A 16244-nucleotide genomic window follows, 5' to 3' on the forward strand; every position below is an offset into this window, starting at 1 on the left:
GGTGTCTTCGCTGGTTTCCACGGGTAGGGCAAGATAAGGCCATCCCGACAACGCGTTGACACCCTTCTGAACCTGATTTGAGGGGCGTCCGCTGGCGTGTGCCTAGGGACGAATCTGCGAGGGGGCCGGGCCTATGTCACCAAACGCCGACATCATCGAGATGCGGACCGCACGTCCGCAACGCGTGCTGATGCTCTCCTGGGAGTACCCGCCGGTCGTGGTGGGGGGCCTCGGCCGACACGTCCACGCGCTCTCGATCGCGCTCGCCCAGGCCGGCCACGAGGTGACGGTGGTGACCCGGCACGTCGCCGGCGCCCCGCTGGAGGAGTACGCGGACGGCGTCCGCATCGTGCGCGCGCCGGAGGACCCGCCGGTCTTCCCGCTCGCCACGCCGTCCCTGCTCGCCTGGACCATGGCCTTCAACCACACGCTCACCCGCGCGGCCCTGCGGGCGGCGGAGTCCGGTGAGTACGACGTGATCCACGCGCACGACTGGCTCGTGACGCACACCGCGGTCACGCTCAAGGAGCACCTCGACATCCCCCTCGTCGCCACGATTCACGCCACCGAGGCCGGCCGGCACCAGGGCTGGCTCCCGGAGGAGATGAACAAGGCGATCCACACCGTCGAGTGGTGGCTCGCGCAGGAGGCGGTGCGCGTCATCGTCTGCTCGGAGTACATGCGGTGGGAGGTGAACCGGCTCCTCGACCTCCCCGCGGCCCGGATGGACGTCGTGCCCAACGGAGTCGACGACACCATGTGGCGTGCCCAGCCCCGCGCCGTCGCGGCCGCCCGCTCGAAGTTCGCCGGTGACGGCCCGCTGATCGGGTTCGCCGGCCGGCTGGTCTACGAGAAGGGCGTGCAGCACCTGGTCAACGCGGTGCCGAAGCTCAAGCACCGGCACCCCGGCCTGAAGGTCGTCATCGCGGGCGACGGGCCGTACCGGTCGGAGCTCCAGGCCGAGGCCGCGCGGCTGCACCTGGACGACACGGTCACGTTCGCCGGCTTCATGAACGAGAAGCAGCTGCCCGCCGTCCTCGCCGCCACCGACGCCACGGTCATCCCGAGCCTCTACGAGCCGTTCGGCATGATCGCGCTGGAGGCCGCCTCGGCCGGCGCGCCGATCGCGGTCTCCTCGACCGGCGGTCTCGCCGAGATCGTCGAGCCCGGCGTCACCGGCGTCACGTTCCCGCACAGCAACCCGGACGCGCTCGCCGACGCGGTCGACTCGCTGCTGGCCGACGAGGTGTTCGCGCGCCGCGTCGCCCGGCAGGCGCGCTCGATGGTCACCGAGCGGTACGGCTGGGGCACGATCGCGGCCCGCACCGCCGCCGCGTACGGCTCGGCCATCCGGGAAGCACCCGCCTTCAACACCAAGCAGGCCGAGGCGCAGCTCGCCACCGGCCGGCCGAAGGCCGTCGTGCCCGAGGGCAACCTCCTGCACGGCCTGATGAACGCCGCCTCGTCCGCCGTCTAGGATCCCCCCGATCTCCGGCTCTCTCCGCTGGCCGCCGCCCCTCGCGACGGCCAGCGGAACCTTTTCCGCCCTCATACTCCAGGTTGCGAGGCTTACCGCTCCGTGTCCGACAGCAACGACAGCAACGACTTCATCGGCGAGATCGACCGCTGGCTGCTCTCCCAGGGGCGGCACGAGCGCCTCTGGACGGTGCTCGGCGCGCACCCCACCGACGACGGCTGCCACTTCGCGGTCTGGGCGCCGAACGCGCGCGAGATCCGGGTGATCGGCGATTTCGCGGGATGGGGTGCGGACGACGGCGTACCCATGCGCAACCTCGGCGACAGCGGGGTCTGGGCCGCCTTCGTGCCCGGCGCGGCCATCGGACAGCTGTACAAGTACAAGATCCACGGTGCGGACGGCTCGTGGATGGACCGGGCCGACCCGCTGGCCGTGGCGACCGAGACGCCCCCGCGTACCGCGTCCCGGATCTTCCGGTCCGAGCACAAGTGGGACGACGGCGACTGGATGGCCACGCGCGCCGGGCAGACCGAGCACCACCGCCAGCCGATGAGCGTGTACGAGGTGCACCTCGGCTCCTGGCGCCCCGGCCTGGGCTACCGCGAGCTCGCCGACCAGCTGACCGAGTACGTGAGCGAGCTCGGCTTCACGCACGTCGAGCTGATGCCGGTGATGGAACACCCGTTCGGCGGCTCGTGGGGCTACCAGGTGACCGGCTACTACGCGCCGACGTCCCGGTTCGGCACCCCGGACGAGTTCCGGTACCTGGTCGACCGGCTGCACCAAGCCGGCATCGGCGTGCTGCTCGACTGGGTGCCCGCGCACTTCCCCAAGGACGAGTGGGCGCTGGCGAACTTCGACGGCACCGCGCTCTACGAGCACCCGGACCCGCACCGCGGCGAGCACCCGGACTGGGGCAGCCTGATCTTCAACTACGGCCGCTGGGAGGTGCGGAACTTCCTGGTCGCGAACGCGCTGTACTGGCTGGAGGAGTTCCACGTCGACGGCCTCCGGGTGGACGCGGTCGCCTCGATGCTCTACCTCGACTACTCCCGCGAGCACGGCAAGTGGTCGCCGAACGAGCACGGCGGCAACGAGAACCTCGAGGCCATCGCGTTCCTCCGCGAGCTGAACGCGGTCGTCTACCGCGAGCACCCCGGCGCCGTCATGATCGCCGAGGAGTCCACCGCGTTCCCCGGCGTCTCCCGGCCCACCGACTGGGGCGGCCTCGGCTTCGGCCTGAAGTGGAACATGGGCTGGATGCACGACACGCTCGAGTACGTCGAGCGCGACCCGGTCTACCGCAAGCACCACCACGACCAGCTCACCTGGCCGTCCTGCTACGCGTTCGACGAGCAGTTCACGCTGCCGATCAGCCACGACGAGGTGGTGCACGGCAAGAAGTCGCTGATCGCGAAGCTGCCCGGCGACCGCTGGCAGCGCCTGGCCGGCCTGCGCGGCTTCCTCGGCTACATGTGGTCGTTCCCCGGCAAGCAGCTGATCTTCATGGGCTCCGAGCTGGCCGACGAGCACGAGTGGGCCGAGCACCGCGGCCTCGACTGGCACGTACTCGGCGACCCGGCCGTCCAGGGCGTGCACGCCACGCTGCGCGACCTCAACCGGGTCTACCGCGAGTCGCGCGCGCTCTGGTCGCAGGACACGCTGCCGCAGGGCTTCCGCTGGATCGCGCACGACGACTGGCAGAACAACATGGTGTCGTACCTGCGCTGGGGCGACGACGGCTCGGTCGTCGCGTGCGTGGCCAACTTCTCCGGCGTGCCGCGCACCGGCTACCGCATCGGCCTGCCGCAGGGCGGCCGCTGGGACGAGGTCCTCAACACCGACGCGTCCCACTACGGCGGCTCCGGCGTCGGCAACTTCGGCGCGGTCACCGCCGACGGCGCCGGCTCGCACGGCCTGCCGCACTCCGCCGAGATCGCGGTCGGCCCGTACGCCGTCGTCTGGTTCCGCCCCGCCGCCTGAGCGGCAGCTCCGGTACTCGCCCGGTTGCCGGCCGGCAACCGGGCGGACATCGACCACCGCTGACATAATGGTGGTGGGGTCCACATGCAGATCCGACTTCTGGGCGTCGTCAGCATGGTGGCCGGTGACGGTGCCATGATCGGGTTTCCGCGGAGTGCCGAGCGTTGTGTCCTCGGCGCGTTCGCCCTCAGCCCCAATCGACGACTCAGCGTCGACGATCTGATCTCACACGTGTGGGACGAGGAGCCGCCCGGGCAGGCCGACGAAACGCTGGCGACGTACGTCCGGTCCGTCCGGCGAGCCCTCACCCGCGCGGGCGCACCACCCGGGACGCTCCGTAGTCACCGGCCGCGTATGTATTCGCTCGACGTGGACCCACTGACCGTCGACTACCACAATTTCCGGTCGCTGTGTGCAGCCGCGCACGACGCGGCTGTACGTTCGGATCCGGCGTCGGCTGCCCGGCAATACCGCTCGGCACTGGACACATGGACCGGTCCGGCCCTGACCGGAGTCACCACACAGTGGGCGGACCGGCGGCGGCACGCGCTGGGGCAGGAACGTGTCGAGACCGTGTACCGACTCTGTCAGCAACTCGAACTAACCGGGGCGCATCAGGACGCGATGACGCTGATCGAGCAGCTCGCCGAGGACACCGTTCCCACCGACCGTCTGCTCCTACTCGGCGTGGAGACGCTCCGATCGGCGGGGCAGCGCGCCGCGATACCGGATTTCGTCCAGAGGCTCACGCAGCGCATGATCCAAGCGGTCGGCGTCGGCCCGAGTTCCTCTGTACGGGAAGCGGCGCGGCAAGCCGCCACGAAGGACCACGAGGCCGAAACACCTCCGCACGCCGGCGTTGAGGTGGCACGAAGTGGGACAGGTGATCCGCCCGCCAACCGCGGCGTGAGCCTCTACGCGACCAACAGCCGGCGCGTACACCAGGCCGCAGGGCGAATAACAATCTTCAAGCGGAGCGACTCGTGAACCAGCTCGGTCGTGGACCAACGCCCGACTTGGTGTGATTAACCCACTGCGACCTAAAAGCCTGTTAAGCAAGGCCTCATTCATACATCTAGCGGTTTCAGCCGCTTTGGGAGTAACCTCTGCGGACCGTGGTCGATCTTCGGCCTACGACATTGCTTTTGCGAGCCGAGTCATGTCGAGAGGAAACACCCGTGCACGTTCCGCTGTCCATCATCGTCGCTGGGCTGACCACGACGGCCTTGATCGCCGCGAGCTCTCCCGTCGCAGGGTTCCACCCCATGACGGCCGAGGCGGAGAGGCCGTCGACGGTCGAGTCCGGGACGGGGGCAGAACTTCCCTCGGCACCGAACATAGCCGTCTACACCCACACCGACAGGGGCAACGAGTCCACAATGGCGATCTTCCACTTCGACAAGAAGCTCCCCGTCGACCATCGCCAGCAAGCCTAGCCGCAGTCGCCCCGGTTGCCGCACTAGCCGCGGCGGCCGGGGCGACGGTTCACTCGATCGTGCCCACCTCAGGACGCGATCGGCGGGTCGTACCGCTGCAATGTCTGCTCCAGCAGTTCGGTGATCGCCTCCGCCGCAGGCACCGCACCGACCCGGTAGTACAACCGTTGTGCCTGGCGGAGTTCGAGGTCCGGATCCGGATCTCCAAGAGTCAGCCCGCACCGCCCCAGGCCTTCGTGAGCCCGGGCCCGCAGACCCGGACAGCTGCCGTCCGTCGCGTACCGCAGCGCCGCCCGGTAGTGTTCGACAGCCTTCTCCGGACGGTTGAGGCGCAATTCCAGACCGCCGAGTGCAAGGAGAGCCTCCGCCTGACCGGGCAGGTGACCCAGGCGCGCGAAGGCGACGAGCGCGCTCTGATGCGCGAGCGATGCCGCCGCATTGTCACCGGTGAGCCCGTCGAGAAGCCCGAGGTGATTGATGGCGTCGGCCTCGCCGTGGGCATAGCCCAGTGTCCGGTAGATGGTCAGCGCGCGCTCGAGCCGTTGTCGCGCGGTCCCGTACGCCCCGGTCTCCCTGGCGATGACGCCGAGGTAGTTGAGCGCGATGCCATGACCTCGACGATTCCCCAACCGCTCCAGCAACGGAACCGCGGCCCGCAGCACCTCGTCCGCCCGCCCGAAGTCCCCGATCTCCACCAGTGCGCCCCCGAGATAGTGCCGCGCGCGTGATTCGCCCTCGGCGTCGTGCCGAGCCTGGTAGACAGCGAGCGCCTCCTCGTGCGCGGTGATTGCCGCCGGGTAGTCGGACATCATCTGCCACACGCCACCCAGCTGGTTCAGCGTGTCGGCGTAGGCGATACCGGACCGGGCGGACCGGTGGATGACCAGCGCTCGCTGCAGGCAGCGCACCGCCCGGGCCGGATCACCGGAGACCGCCAGCGCCACACCGAGCTCGTCGAGGGCTTCAGCCTCACCGGCCTCGTGGCCCACGCGACGGCTGATGTCGACCGAGGTGCTGAGCACCTCGACGGCACCGACGAGATTGCCCTCATGGCGGCGGACCGCGCCGAGCCGGGCGAGCGTCGAAGCCATGCCCACCTCGTCTGACTGATCGCGATCGATCCGCAGGGCACGGTCAAGCGCCCTTCCCGCATCGGCGTAGGCACCGGTCAGGCGATACAGCACACCGAGTTCACGCAGCGCGCGCGCGACCGCGGTGTGATCGTCAAGGCGCTCCGCGGCGACAACCGCCGCACGCTGCAGCCGGATAGCCCTATCCCAAGGCCCGGTGTGCAGGAGGATCGGCGCCAGGCCCGCCGCGAAGCCCACGACCCGCTGGTGGTCGTCGCGGACGACGAGCGCGTCCACGCAGGCGAACAAGTTCTCGCGCTCGGCCTCCAACCGAAGGCGTGCCTGTTCGGACCCCGCCGCCCCTGACGGGTCTCCGGTGATCGAGCGCCAGGCGTCAACGGCGAGCGTCAGGTAGTGATCGGAGATCCGGCCGAGCAACAGGGCTCGCATCGCCGGTGTCTCGTCGGAAAGAAGGTGGCGCGTGTAGTCACCGACCAGATCGTGTAGCCGGAAGCGACCGCGGCGGGGCTGGTCGAGCAGATGGTTCTCGTAGAGCAGGCTGAGGTGACGACCAGCGCGCGCCACCGGCATGTCGGTCAGCGCGGCCACCGCCGCCGCGTTCAGCTCGGCCCCAGGATGCGCACCGAGATATCGGAACACTCTGCGCAACGGCGTCGGCAGCCGCGAGTAGGACAGGTGGAAGGCCGGCGTGAGCGCTTTTCCGCCCGCCGTGATCACGCTGGCCGCGTGCGACGCGTGCCGGAGCTCGGACAGCAGATCGGAGACCCGCCAGCCCGGCTCCGGCCTCAACTCGGCAGCCAGCAGGCAGACAGCAAGCGGCAGCCGCCCGGCGGCGTTCACCAGTTCCGCGATCGCTTCCGCCTCGTCTCCCTGTGGGTCCCGGCCGGAGATACGACCGAAGAGGTCCGCTGCCGTAGTGGGCGGCAACGTCGACAGCGGCAGCGCGATCGTGGTGTGCGCGGCGGTCATGCTCGTCATCCGGCTACGACTGGTGACGATGGCGAGACAGCGTGGGTCGCCGGGAAGCAACGGTTGCACCTGATCCTCGCGGTCGGCGTTGTCCAAGATCAAAAGGCACCTGCGCCCGGCGAGTCTGCTGCGCCACTGCGCAGCCCGCGCCTCGAGTCCTCCTACGATGCGGGCCGATTCCACTCCGTCGGCCATCAGCAACGCCTCGAGCGCGTCGTGCGGTTCCATTCCGGCATCGGACGCGGCGCTGTGCGCACGTAGATCGAGAAAGAACTGCGCGTCCGGGAAGTAGCCGGCCAGCCGATGCGCTGCCTGCACGGCGAACGCACTTTTTCCGACGCCCGGCATTCCACTGATCGTCACGATCGGCAGAACCGCACCATCATCCATCACGCGTTCAACACTGGACATCACCATATGCATTTCGGTCTCGCGGCCGACGAATGTCGAGATGTCGCGTGGCAACCCCCGGCTCCCTACCACAGGGCCGGTCGGGCCCTTTTCATATATGTACTGATCGCCTGCGGACTGATAGATCTCGCGGCTTCCGTCGGCGCGTATCGTCACCTCGGCCATCGGGGTTTCGGCACGCGGCGGTTCACCGGGTACAGCCGACACCACGGCCTCCTCGAGCACGCCGGCTGATCGCGGGCGGGCAACAGTGTCGTTCGACGAAGGTCAGCACAGTGCGGTACATCGTCCCCCCAGATGCCAGTACCAGGCGCCCCATTCACTATGGGACACGATCGCGACCAATTCATGATCACTCATCGAATGTGGGCACTCATCTGCACGTGCATCGGCATGTGACGCACGCGGATCATCCTTCTCGCCTGCACAAATATCGGCAACGAAGCGCACCCGGAGCTCCTTCAGCAAATATCGATCTTCATCTTTTGCCGATTCGGCCATTAGCCACCACTGGCCACAAAGGCTTTACACCACGCCAAACACACGTCAACGACGGCTGTGGCCTTCGTGCACGAACAATCGATCACACGACTCGCACCGGGCGGAGAGATGATGTTCGAAGCGCACGCGCGCGTCGCGTCAGGTCCGGTTATCCCGCGTCAATTGCCGGCGAGCCCGGTCCACTTCGTCGGCCGCGACGACGAACTATGCCGACTGGATGCCCCCGTCGGCGGAAGGGGAACCGTTCTGGTGCTGACCCGCACCGGCGGCATCGGCAAGACCGCCCTTGCGCTTCACTGGTCGCGGCGCTTCATCGAGCGCTTTCCCGACGGTCAGCTCTTCGCCCATCTCGGTGCTTTCGACCCGGCGAGCCGACCGGTGAGATTCTTCCAGGCTGGCGGAACGCATCGCACCGTTGAGCTCGTAGAGATGGCCGCTGTCCGCCGCGATCACCAGGTCGAAGTGGGCACACACCGCCCCATCCCAGAAGATCTCCAAGCCGTGCAGCCGCCGCAGCTCGGCCCGGCGACCGCCGGCAAGCACGTCTCGTGCCAACATGAACAGCGTCTGGATCCGTAGGTCACTCTCCAGAGTCGACCGCGTCCACAACCGATCGCGGCGTCGCCACCGTGTGCGCCACGGCCAGCACCGTCCGCCCCGGGGACACCGTCCCCAGGCGGTGCACTTCAGCACCTGCCGCCGTCGTCACGTCGTCCATGCTGCGAAACCTCCTCGCCGGATGTGAGGTCAGGGCAGATCGGACACGAATCCCGGACAGCTCCCGCCCGTCCGGGGGAACTCGCGCATGTATAGGACAAAAGTAGGCCGCTATCCTTCCTACGCTGCTCTTATGCAGATCACACCGGAACGTGCCGACCTGATCGCCCTGCTGGACCGCCACCGCGGCTTCCTGCGGTTCACGGTGCGGAACCTGACCGACGAGCAGGCCGCGTCGCAGCCGGTCCCCAGCACCACGCTGTCGCTCGGCGGCCTGATCAAACACGTGTCCGCGACCGAGCACTCCTGGGTCACGTTCGCCACCGGCGGCGCCGACGCCATGCAGGCCGAGCCGAACGACTGGGTCAACGGCTTCCGGATGGTCGAGGGCGAGACGCTGGCCGGCCTGCTCGCCGACTACGAAAAGGTCGCCGCCCGCACCGACGACCTCGCTGCCACCGCCGACCTCGACGTCACACGCGCGCTGCCCGAGGCCCCCTGGTTCGAGCCCGGCGCGACCTGGTCCGTACGCCGCGTCCTCCTCCACATCATCGCCGAGACCGCCCAGCACTCCGGCCACGCCGACCTGCTCCGCGAGGCCATCGACGGCCAGAAGACCATGGGCTGAAAACCCAAGCTCTTGATTTTCCCACTTCCGGCGTGCCCACTCTGGGCACGCTCCCGCGGGCCCCGGTCCCAGCGCGGTCCCGCAACCCCCAGCCGCCGCACCGAGCCGACATCCACCGCAGGCCCGACTCCCAGCACGGTCCCGCAACCCCCGGCCGCCGCACCGAGCTGATATCCGCCGCGGGCCCCGGTCCCAACGCGGTCCCGCAACCCGGGCACCGCACCGAGACGATCACCAGCGCGGGCCCCGGTCTCGGCGTGGTCCTGCAACCCCGAGCATCGCACCGAGAGAATGTCCAGCGTGCGCGCATTCCCAGCGCGACCCGGCAGCCCTCGGGCGCCGCACCGAGGCGATGCCCAGCGCGAGGCCCGCCCTTGGTGTGATCCCGCCACCCCAACCGCCGCACCGAGAGCCATGTCCAGCGCAGCGCCGCACCGCGCAGGCGTCCGGACGCGCCAGCGTCCGGACGCCGCTCGTAACAACCAGGCGCTGATCAGCCGCGCCATTTCGGGGCCGGTAGCGTCACGCCCTGACCGCACCGGCCGCGCTGAGCGACGGCTCAGGTGTGCAAAAAGTAGATCCACATCCGTTGTGGATCTACTTTTTGCACACCTGAGCGATCGGTCAGGGCCGCCTGCGGCGAAGGCGGCGCTTACGCTGGATGCTATATCGTGAAATTTCGGGCGCGGCAGCGCCCGGGTTCGATATCGCGCGGGCGCAGGCACCCGGGCCGCGGAAGCGCGCACACGCGAGAAGCGCGCACAGGGTTCTGTCCTTGTGCTGGGGGACCGGGGCCCGCGGGAGCATGCCCAAGCCGTCGCGCCGGAAGCGGGAATATCCGCTTTTGTGGGGTTCAGTGCAGCCAGGTGGGCCGGACCAGGCCGGATTCGTAGGCGAAGACGACCAGTTGGGCGCGGTCGCGGGCGGCCAGCTTGATCATCGCGCGGGAGACGTGGGTCTTGGCGGTGGCCGGGCTGACGTGGAGGCGCTCGGCGATCTCGTCGTTGTTGAGGCCCTCGCCGACCAGCGCGACCACCTCCCGCTCGCGGTCGGTGAGCGGGTCCGGGGACGGCGGCGGCGGGGCGGGCGTGCGGCGGCCCTTCGTGGCGAACTCGGCGATCAGGCGGCGGGTGACGCTCGGCGACAGCAGACCGTCGCCGGCCGCGACCGCGCGCACGCCGCGCAGCAGGTCGACCGGCTCGGTGTCCTTGACCAGGAAGCCGGACGCGCCGACGCGCAACGCCTCGAACAGGTACTCGTCCAGCTCGAACGTGGTCAGGATGATGATCCTCGTGTCGGTCAGCGCCGGGTCAGCGACGATCCGGCGGGTCGCCTCCAGACCGTCGACGCCGGGCATGCGGATGTCCATCAGCACGACGTCCGGCCGGGTGCGCGCGGCCAGCGTGGCCGCGGCCAGGCCGTCCGCGGCCTCGCCGACCACCTCGATGCCCGGCTCCGCGTCCAGCAGCGCGCGGAAACCGGCCCGGACCAGCGCCTGGTCGTCGGCGAGCAGCACCTTGATCACTTCGTCTCCTCCTCCGGCGCCGGCAGGCGCGCGACGACCAGGTATCCGCCGGACGCGGTCGGTGCCGCCTCCAGCGCGCCGCCGAGCGCCTCCGCGCGCGCCCGCATGCCGGGCAGGCCGATGCCGGAGCCCGGTGGCACGGTCGGGTCGGCCGCGCCCGGCTCGTTCTCCACCCGCAGGCCGATCCCGGCCGGCGCGTAGTCGACCGTGACCGTGGTGGCGGCGCCGCCCGCGTGCCGGCGCACGTTGGTCAGCGCTTCCTGCACGATCCTGTACGCGGCACGGTCCACCTCGGCCGGGAGCGGCCGGGGTGTGCCGCCGACGACGGTACGGCACGGCAGGCCCGCGCCCTCGGTCAGCGCGTCCAGCCGGGCCAGTCCGGGCGCGGGCGCGCGCGGCGCGGACTCGTCCTCCTCGGCCAGCGCGCCCAGCACCGCACGAACCTCACGCAGCGCCTCCGAGCTGGCCGTCTTGATCGCGGCGAGCGCGGACCGGGCCTGCTCCGGGCGGCTGTCCATCAGGTGCAGGCCGACGCCGGCCTGCACGTTGATCAGGGACAGGTGGTGGCCGATCACGTCGTGCAGCTCCCGCGCGATGCTCAGCCGTTCCTCGCTGGCCTGCCGCCGGTCCTGTTCCTCGCGGGCGCGTTCCTCCTCCGCCTCGGCCCGCAGCATCTCCGCGAACTGGATCTCCCGCGTGCGGCCGGCCTCCGCGCCGACCACCATGACGATCGAGACCAGCGCGATGATCGCGAGCGCCGCGACCGTGGGCCGGTTGCCCGGCGCGACGCCGAGGGCGTCCGCGAAGACCCGGCCGGCCAGCAGGTAGGACAGCCAGGCGACGCCGGCCACGGCCGCGACCCGGATCGCCCGCTCGGCCCGCACACCGTGCGCGACCGCGACGATCAGCGCCACGAAGTACGGGCCGCCCGGGTGGCCGGTCAACGCGTAGACGATCGCGGCCGCGGCCGACACCGCGACCGGCAGCACCGGCAGCACCCGCCGGAACAGCAGGCTGACCGGGCCGGCCAGCAGCAGCGCGAGCATGACCGGTGTGAACTCCGCCCAGGAGCCGGCCACCAGGCGTACGCCGATGACCTGCACCAGCGCGGAGAAGATCACGACGCCGCCCAGCGAGTCCGGCTTCCTGCGCCCCGGGTCCGCCCAGGGCGGCGGGCCGCCGTGGTGGCCGTACCACGACGGACCGCCCCACCGCCGGTGCCGATGCCGCTCCCGGTCGCGCAGGTGCTGCGCCATGTCCCGGCGCGTCCGCAGACCGCGCTCGCGGCGGAGACGGTCGCGCAGGTCCCGGCGTTCGCGGACCTCGTCGAGGCGGTCCGCGGCCAGCCCGCACAGCCGGCCACGCCGGCCGGCCCGCCCGCGCGGCTCACCGCCGGGCTCTCCCCCGCGCGGCTCCGCGTCTGGCCTCGGGCGCGTGCCGGGCCGGGGCGCGTCGGGGTCGGCGTCCGGTGGGCCGGTGGGTGTGTGGGGCACGCTCCCGACGGTAGGGCACGGCGGGCCGCTCCGGCGTCGCCGGAGCGCGGGCTCACCTCGTACCCTCGCGGTCGTATGTCCGGTATTGATCTCTACGCCCCGGGGCGTAGCAGCGGCCCGCGTTCTCCTCCCCCGGACCGCCGGCGGAGCCTCCCCCGGCCCGACGCGCCGGCCCGGCCACCGGCGCACGCTGAACAGCATCGCCAGCCACCGACCCGGGAGGACACCCATGGAAGGCACACAGACCGGCCGGATCCGCGCGTCCGACGCGGAGCGCGAGCAGACCGCGGAGGTGCTGCGCGCCGCGATGGGCGAGGGACGGCTCCCGCTCGACGAGGGCGAGATCCGGCTGACCGCGGTCTACGCCGCCGTCTACCGCGACGAACTCGCCCCGCTCACCGCCGACCTGCCCGGCCGCGGCCTGCCCGCGCTGGCCCGCACGCCGGAGCACCGCGCCGTCGCCCGCCGCCGCCTGCGCGGTCACGCCGGCGCGGTCATGGTGGTCATCGGCGTGCTGGTCGCGATCTGGGCCGGCACCGGCACCGGCTTCTTCTGGCCGGTCTTCGCGATCGTCCCGCTGCTGCTCAGCGTCTTCAAGCACGCCGCCGTCGTCCGCGCGGGCGGCGCCTGGCAGGCCCGGGACTGGCACGGCCACGGCTCCTGGGGCGACGGGCCGTGGGGACCTCGGGACCGCTTCCACGCCTATCACCGCTGAGCATGCCGTCCGGCCGCCGCGCGCGGCCGGACGGTGCTCGCGGGCCGACGTGCGTTCCGACACGTGTCCCAATTGGACCCGTGGCGGTGTTTGATCACAAAGGGCGGAACTGACATTGTGTGGCGGGCTCGCGCCGACCGTGCGCGCGTGCTCGCACGACCCTGGGGAGGGTACGCACGATGATGGGGCCGCAGCATGCGCTGTCCGGCGCGGCAGCCTGGCTGGCCGGGTGCTGGGCGTTGGACCAGTTCGCGGGCTATGAGCAGACACCGATCGCGATCGCGGTCGGCACCGCGATGTGCGCGGGCGGCGCGCTGCTGCCGGACATCGACCTCTCCGGGCGGGTGACGAAGAACCGCGGCGGCGCGACCGTGGCGAAGACGTTCGGCGTGTTCTCGCTGTTCGTCGCGGAGGTGGTGGAGAAGTTCTCGCTGGGCGTCTACACCGCGACGCGGCTGAGCAAGGACCCGAGGCGGGACAACGGGCACCGCACGTTCACCCACACGCTCCCGTTCGCGGCGCTGATCGGCTGGGGCACGTCCGAGCTGTGCGACGCGTTCGGCAAGTGGGCGGTCATCGGCATCCTGTTCTTCATGATCGGCCTGGCGCTGCGCGGCCTGTTCGACGAGTGGGCCGAGCGCGCCGGCTGGGTCGTGATCACGCTGCTGTCCGCGGCCGCCGCCTGGTTCACCTTCCTGAACCTGCCGGGCGACCGCGGTTATCCGATGCTCGGCGTGGCGATCGGCGTGGGCTGCGTGATGCACCTGTTCGGCGACATGATCACGAAGTCCGGCGTACCGATCCTGTGGCCGATCCCGACCGCCAAGGGCCGGCTGTGGCGCATGATCGGCATCAACGACAGGTGGGCGATCAAGGTCGGCGGCAAGTTCGAGACGATCTGGCTGCGCGGCGCGTTCACCGTCATATCGGCGGCGTCGGCCGCCGCGCTGATGGGCCGCTCCGCGCTGCGCTACTTCAACATCGAGATCTAGGACCCCGGCCGGGGGTACGGGACTCCGTGCCCCCGGTTCGCGCCGCTGGGCCGCCCACGGCGCCTTTCCACGGCGAGCGGGCGACGCGGCACGGCCCCTCCGTCCGCGGGCCGTGTACCGGTCGATCGACCTGCCCCGATCGGGTGCGCCGGTGTCTCGTTCGAGGGGCAGCGCACGGACGACACGGTCCTCCGCGTGACCTCCCGCGAGGCGGCGGCGTTCACCTCGGTGTGACGCAGCACCTCGGGCGGGATCGAAGGAGGCCAGGTGTCCGACCTCGTGCGCGGCGCGGAACCGCCGCCCGATCCCGCCCGGTTCGCCGACCTGATCGTCGAGTGGTCCGGCCTGGTGCTCGCCGGCTTCGCCCTGCTGATGACCGTGATGACCATCATCTTCGTGGCGGCGGGCTTCCTCGGCATCCGGGAGGTGCGCAGCATCCGCGCGATCCGGCTGCGCGCGCGGCTGGAGCAGGAGGTGCAGCGCTCGATCGCGAACGACGTCATCGACCGCGGCAACCAGGCGGTGCTGACCGGCGAACAACTCGCCGACGTCTCCCAGTCGCTGCTGGCGGAGGCGCGCAGATCGGTCGAGCACATCACGGACGCCCTGCAGAAGGTGGAGGAGCAGGCCGCCCGCGTGGCCGAGATGGAGGCGCGGCTGCAGGACAGTCTCGCCGACTTCGACGGCCGGCTCAGCCGCCAGGTGGAGGTCAACTATCTGTTCGCTCGCGGCGAGGATTCCTACAACCGGAGCCGTTACACCAGAGCCATCGAATTCTGGAAACGAGCCGCCGAGGTCGATCCCCAGAACGGCCGGGTGCGATATCGCATGGGCCGCGCATTGACGAACATCGGCGACGACAAACGGGCACTGGCGCACCTCGAGGCCGCCATCGAACGGGGCATCCCGGAGGATCTCGGCGAGCGCGGACTCGCGCTCTTCTACCGGTACAGCAAACCCGAACGCGCATTCCGGCATGCGCTGCGCGCCACCGAGATCAACGGCGAGTCGAGCGAGCACTGGGACCTTCTCGGGCTGCTGTACCGCGACAGCGGTGACTTCGTCCGGTCACGGGAGGCGCACGGCAAGGCCGAGGCGGTCGGCGACGAGCCGGTCGTCCCACCGTTCTTCCTCGCGCTGCTCGAGGCACAGGCCAACGCGATCCAGCGGGCGCGCGGCTGCTCGGAACGGGCCGTGCAGCGCCTGGACCGGAGCGACGACGGCGCGCCGGTCCGGTTCCTGTGGGCCTCGACGATCCGCTGGGCGGACGCCGTACTGCGCGCCGACTACGACCGGGCCGACCGCCATGCGGCCGAGCTCCGGGACAGCGGGATCACCGCGCGCCGAGCCCATGAGGTGTGCGACCACATGGACTTCCTTCTTCGGGCACTGGGCCGCGAGGAACACCGGCGGCGGTATGTTGAACCCATTGAACAGCAGGCGATGAGGCGCTGACGCGCACATCGGCGACAACCGAAAGTGAATTCGCCATCATTCTTCGCCGAATCGGTTCCGGCATTCCACTGGGCGGTGTGCGGCTCTGCCATTCCGGCTTTCTGCGCTGGGTGGACGTCCTCCATTTCTGGCTGCGCCGCCGGCGGGAGCGGTTCATGGATGTCATCTCGGTGCCGGTGACCACCGAGGAACTCGACGCCACCCAGATCCGTGCGGTCAACCGTCTGCGCAACGAGCTGATGCGGGACCGGTCGTCGGAGGCGGTGGCGATCAACGGCCGGGTCAAGGCGGCCATCGCGGCCGGGGTCGCGGCGGCGCGGGCCGGGACGGTGGTGGACTGGGGGTGCGGCGGGCTGCCGATCGTCCCGTACCTGACCGGGAACCCGGACTTCGCGGGCGTGGACATCGACCCGGTCGCGCTGGACGAGATCCGCGCGACGGGGCTGCGGGGGATGTCGCCGGACGAGGCCGCGACGTTCACTCCGGCGCGCTCGCCGTGCGTCGTGACCGGTGCCTTCGTCCTCCACTTCAAGATCGATCATGCGCACGTCACGACCATGGCGAGACTGGTCGGCACGGACGGTTTCATCCTCGCGAACGTGTACCGGCGGTCGCTGGAGTCGCGGGAGAACCTGCGCATCGCGCTGAAGGAGCGGCACCTGCTGGTGACGTCCGTGCACGATCCGGCGGAGTTGGTCGGCGGGCACGAGTTCTGGTTCATCGCCACGCCGGAGGCGACCGCGCTGCACGCCGGGACCGTGCTCGGGGCCGTCACCGCGACGCTGACCGGCGCGTCCGAGACGGAGAGCGCTGACTGATATCTAGGCTTTCGGGTGATACGCCCGATGAGC

14 protein-coding genes are annotated in these 16244 nt (G+C 70.4%); 10 read left to right on the forward strand and 4 right to left on the reverse strand.

Annotated features, from left to right (window positions below):
* The first annotated feature begins 133 nt into the window (after positions 1 to 133).
* From J2S44_RS07420 to J2S44_RS07435, 4 genes are all read left to right on the forward strand, one after another.
* The gene (locus tag J2S44_RS07420) at positions 134 to 1477 is read left to right on the forward strand and encodes a glycosyltransferase family 4 protein (protein ID WP_310410129.1); all 1344 of its coding nucleotides are present in this window, start codon (positions 134 to 136) and stop codon (positions 1475 to 1477) included.
* A 102-nt stretch (positions 1478 to 1579) separates the two neighbouring features.
* Complete coding sequence (gene glgB / locus J2S44_RS07425; protein WP_310410131.1) at positions 1580 to 3460, forward strand: 1,4-alpha-glucan branching protein GlgB; 1881 nt, start codon at positions 1580 to 1582, stop codon at positions 3458 to 3460.
* Positions 3461 to 3544: 84 nt separating this feature from the next.
* Complete coding sequence (locus tag J2S44_RS07430; protein ID WP_310410132.1) at positions 3545 to 4447, forward strand: AfsR/SARP family transcriptional regulator; 903 nt, start codon at positions 3545 to 3547, stop codon at positions 4445 to 4447.
* Positions 4448 to 4638: 191 nt separating this feature from the next.
* Positions 4639 to 4896, forward strand: a complete 258-nt coding sequence (locus J2S44_RS07435; protein ID WP_310410133.1) for a hypothetical protein — start codon at positions 4639 to 4641, stop codon at positions 4894 to 4896.
* 68 nt (positions 4897 to 4964) lie between these two features.
* Here J2S44_RS07435 and J2S44_RS07440 read toward each other — a convergent pair whose 3' ends face one another.
* Positions 4965 to 7592 (reverse strand): tetratricopeptide repeat protein, encoded by a 2628-nt coding sequence (locus J2S44_RS07440; RefSeq protein WP_310410135.1) that lies wholly within the window; start codon positions 7590 to 7592, stop codon positions 4965 to 4967.
* 333 nt (positions 7593 to 7925) lie between these two features.
* Between J2S44_RS07440 and J2S44_RS07445 the strand changes: the two genes are divergently transcribed.
* Positions 7926 to 8447, forward strand: a complete 522-nt coding sequence (locus J2S44_RS07445; RefSeq protein WP_310410137.1) for a hypothetical protein — start codon at positions 7926 to 7928, stop codon at positions 8445 to 8447.
* A gap of 1 nt (position 8448) precedes the next feature.
* Here J2S44_RS07445 and J2S44_RS07450 read toward each other — a convergent pair whose 3' ends face one another.
* Entirely contained in the window at positions 8449 to 8586 is a 138-nt protein-coding gene (locus J2S44_RS07450; RefSeq protein ID WP_310410139.1) for a hypothetical protein, read from the reverse strand.
* A 132-nt stretch (positions 8587 to 8718) separates the two neighbouring features.
* Between J2S44_RS07450 and J2S44_RS07455 the strand changes: the two genes are divergently transcribed.
* The gene (locus J2S44_RS07455) at positions 8719 to 9213 is read left to right on the forward strand and encodes a DinB family protein (RefSeq protein WP_310410141.1); all 495 of its coding nucleotides are present in this window, start codon (positions 8719 to 8721) and stop codon (positions 9211 to 9213) included.
* A gap of 853 nt (positions 9214 to 10066) precedes the next feature.
* Here J2S44_RS07455 and J2S44_RS07460 read toward each other — a convergent pair.
* Both J2S44_RS07460 and J2S44_RS07465 read right to left on the reverse strand, forming a co-directional pair.
* Positions 10067 to 10738 carry a response regulator transcription factor gene (locus tag J2S44_RS07460; protein ID WP_310410142.1) on the reverse strand — a complete coding sequence of 224 codons (672 nt, stop codon included), beginning with the start codon at positions 10736 to 10738 and terminating at the stop codon, positions 10067 to 10069.
* Positions 10735 to 12231 (reverse strand): sensor histidine kinase, encoded by a 1497-nt coding sequence (locus tag J2S44_RS07465; RefSeq protein WP_310410144.1) that lies wholly within the window; start codon positions 12229 to 12231, stop codon positions 10735 to 10737. Before J2S44_RS07465 ends, J2S44_RS07460 begins: the two co-directional genes overlap by 4 nt.
* Before the next feature lie 229 nt (positions 12232 to 12460).
* Between J2S44_RS07465 and J2S44_RS07470 the strand changes: the two genes are divergently transcribed.
* From J2S44_RS07470 to J2S44_RS07485, 4 genes are all read left to right on the forward strand, one after another.
* Positions 12461 to 12946: a DUF1707 domain-containing protein gene (locus tag J2S44_RS07470; RefSeq protein WP_310410146.1), complete on the forward strand. Its 486-nt coding sequence runs from the start codon at positions 12461 to 12463 to the stop codon at positions 12944 to 12946.
* Between the two features lie 179 nt (positions 12947 to 13125).
* Positions 13126 to 13938 carry a metal-dependent hydrolase gene (locus J2S44_RS07475; protein WP_310410148.1) on the forward strand — a complete coding sequence of 271 codons (813 nt, stop codon included), beginning with the start codon at positions 13126 to 13128 and terminating at the stop codon, positions 13936 to 13938.
* 279 nt (positions 13939 to 14217) lie between these two features.
* Positions 14218 to 15393, forward strand: a complete 1176-nt coding sequence (locus J2S44_RS07480) for a tetratricopeptide repeat protein (protein WP_310410150.1) — start codon at positions 14218 to 14220, stop codon at positions 15391 to 15393.
* 110 nt (positions 15394 to 15503) lie between these two features.
* Positions 15504 to 16211: a hypothetical protein gene (locus tag J2S44_RS07485; protein ID WP_310410151.1), complete on the forward strand. Its 708-nt coding sequence runs from the start codon at positions 15504 to 15506 to the stop codon at positions 16209 to 16211.
* Positions 16212 to 16244: the final 33 nt, after the last annotated feature.

Source organism: Catenuloplanes niger (assembly GCF_031458255.1).
Classification (GTDB): domain Bacteria; phylum Actinomycetota; class Actinomycetes; order Mycobacteriales; family Micromonosporaceae; genus Catenuloplanes; species Catenuloplanes niger.

Excerpts from the sequence above, each read along its gene's own strand:
- J2S44_RS07455 (WP_310410141.1), top strand. The coding sequence starts at position 8,719 with ATGCAGATCACACCGGAACGTGCCGACCTGATCGCCCTGCTGGACCGC.
- J2S44_RS07470 (WP_310410146.1), top strand. The coding sequence starts at position 12,461 with ATGGAAGGCACACAGACCGGCCGGATCCGCGCGTCCGACGCGGAGCGC.
- J2S44_RS07420 (WP_310410129.1), top strand. The coding sequence starts at position 134 with ATGTCACCAAACGCCGACATCATCGAGATGCGGACCGCACGTCCGCAA.
- J2S44_RS07475 (WP_310410148.1), top strand. The coding sequence starts at position 13,126 with ATGATGGGGCCGCAGCATGCGCTGTCCGGCGCGGCAGCCTGGCTGGCC.
- J2S44_RS07450 (WP_310410139.1), bottom strand. The coding sequence starts at position 8,586 with ATGGACGACGTGACGACGGCGGCAGGTGCTGAAGTGCACCGCCTGGGG.
- J2S44_RS07430 (WP_310410132.1), top strand. The coding sequence starts at position 3,545 with ATGCAGATCCGACTTCTGGGCGTCGTCAGCATGGTGGCCGGTGACGGT.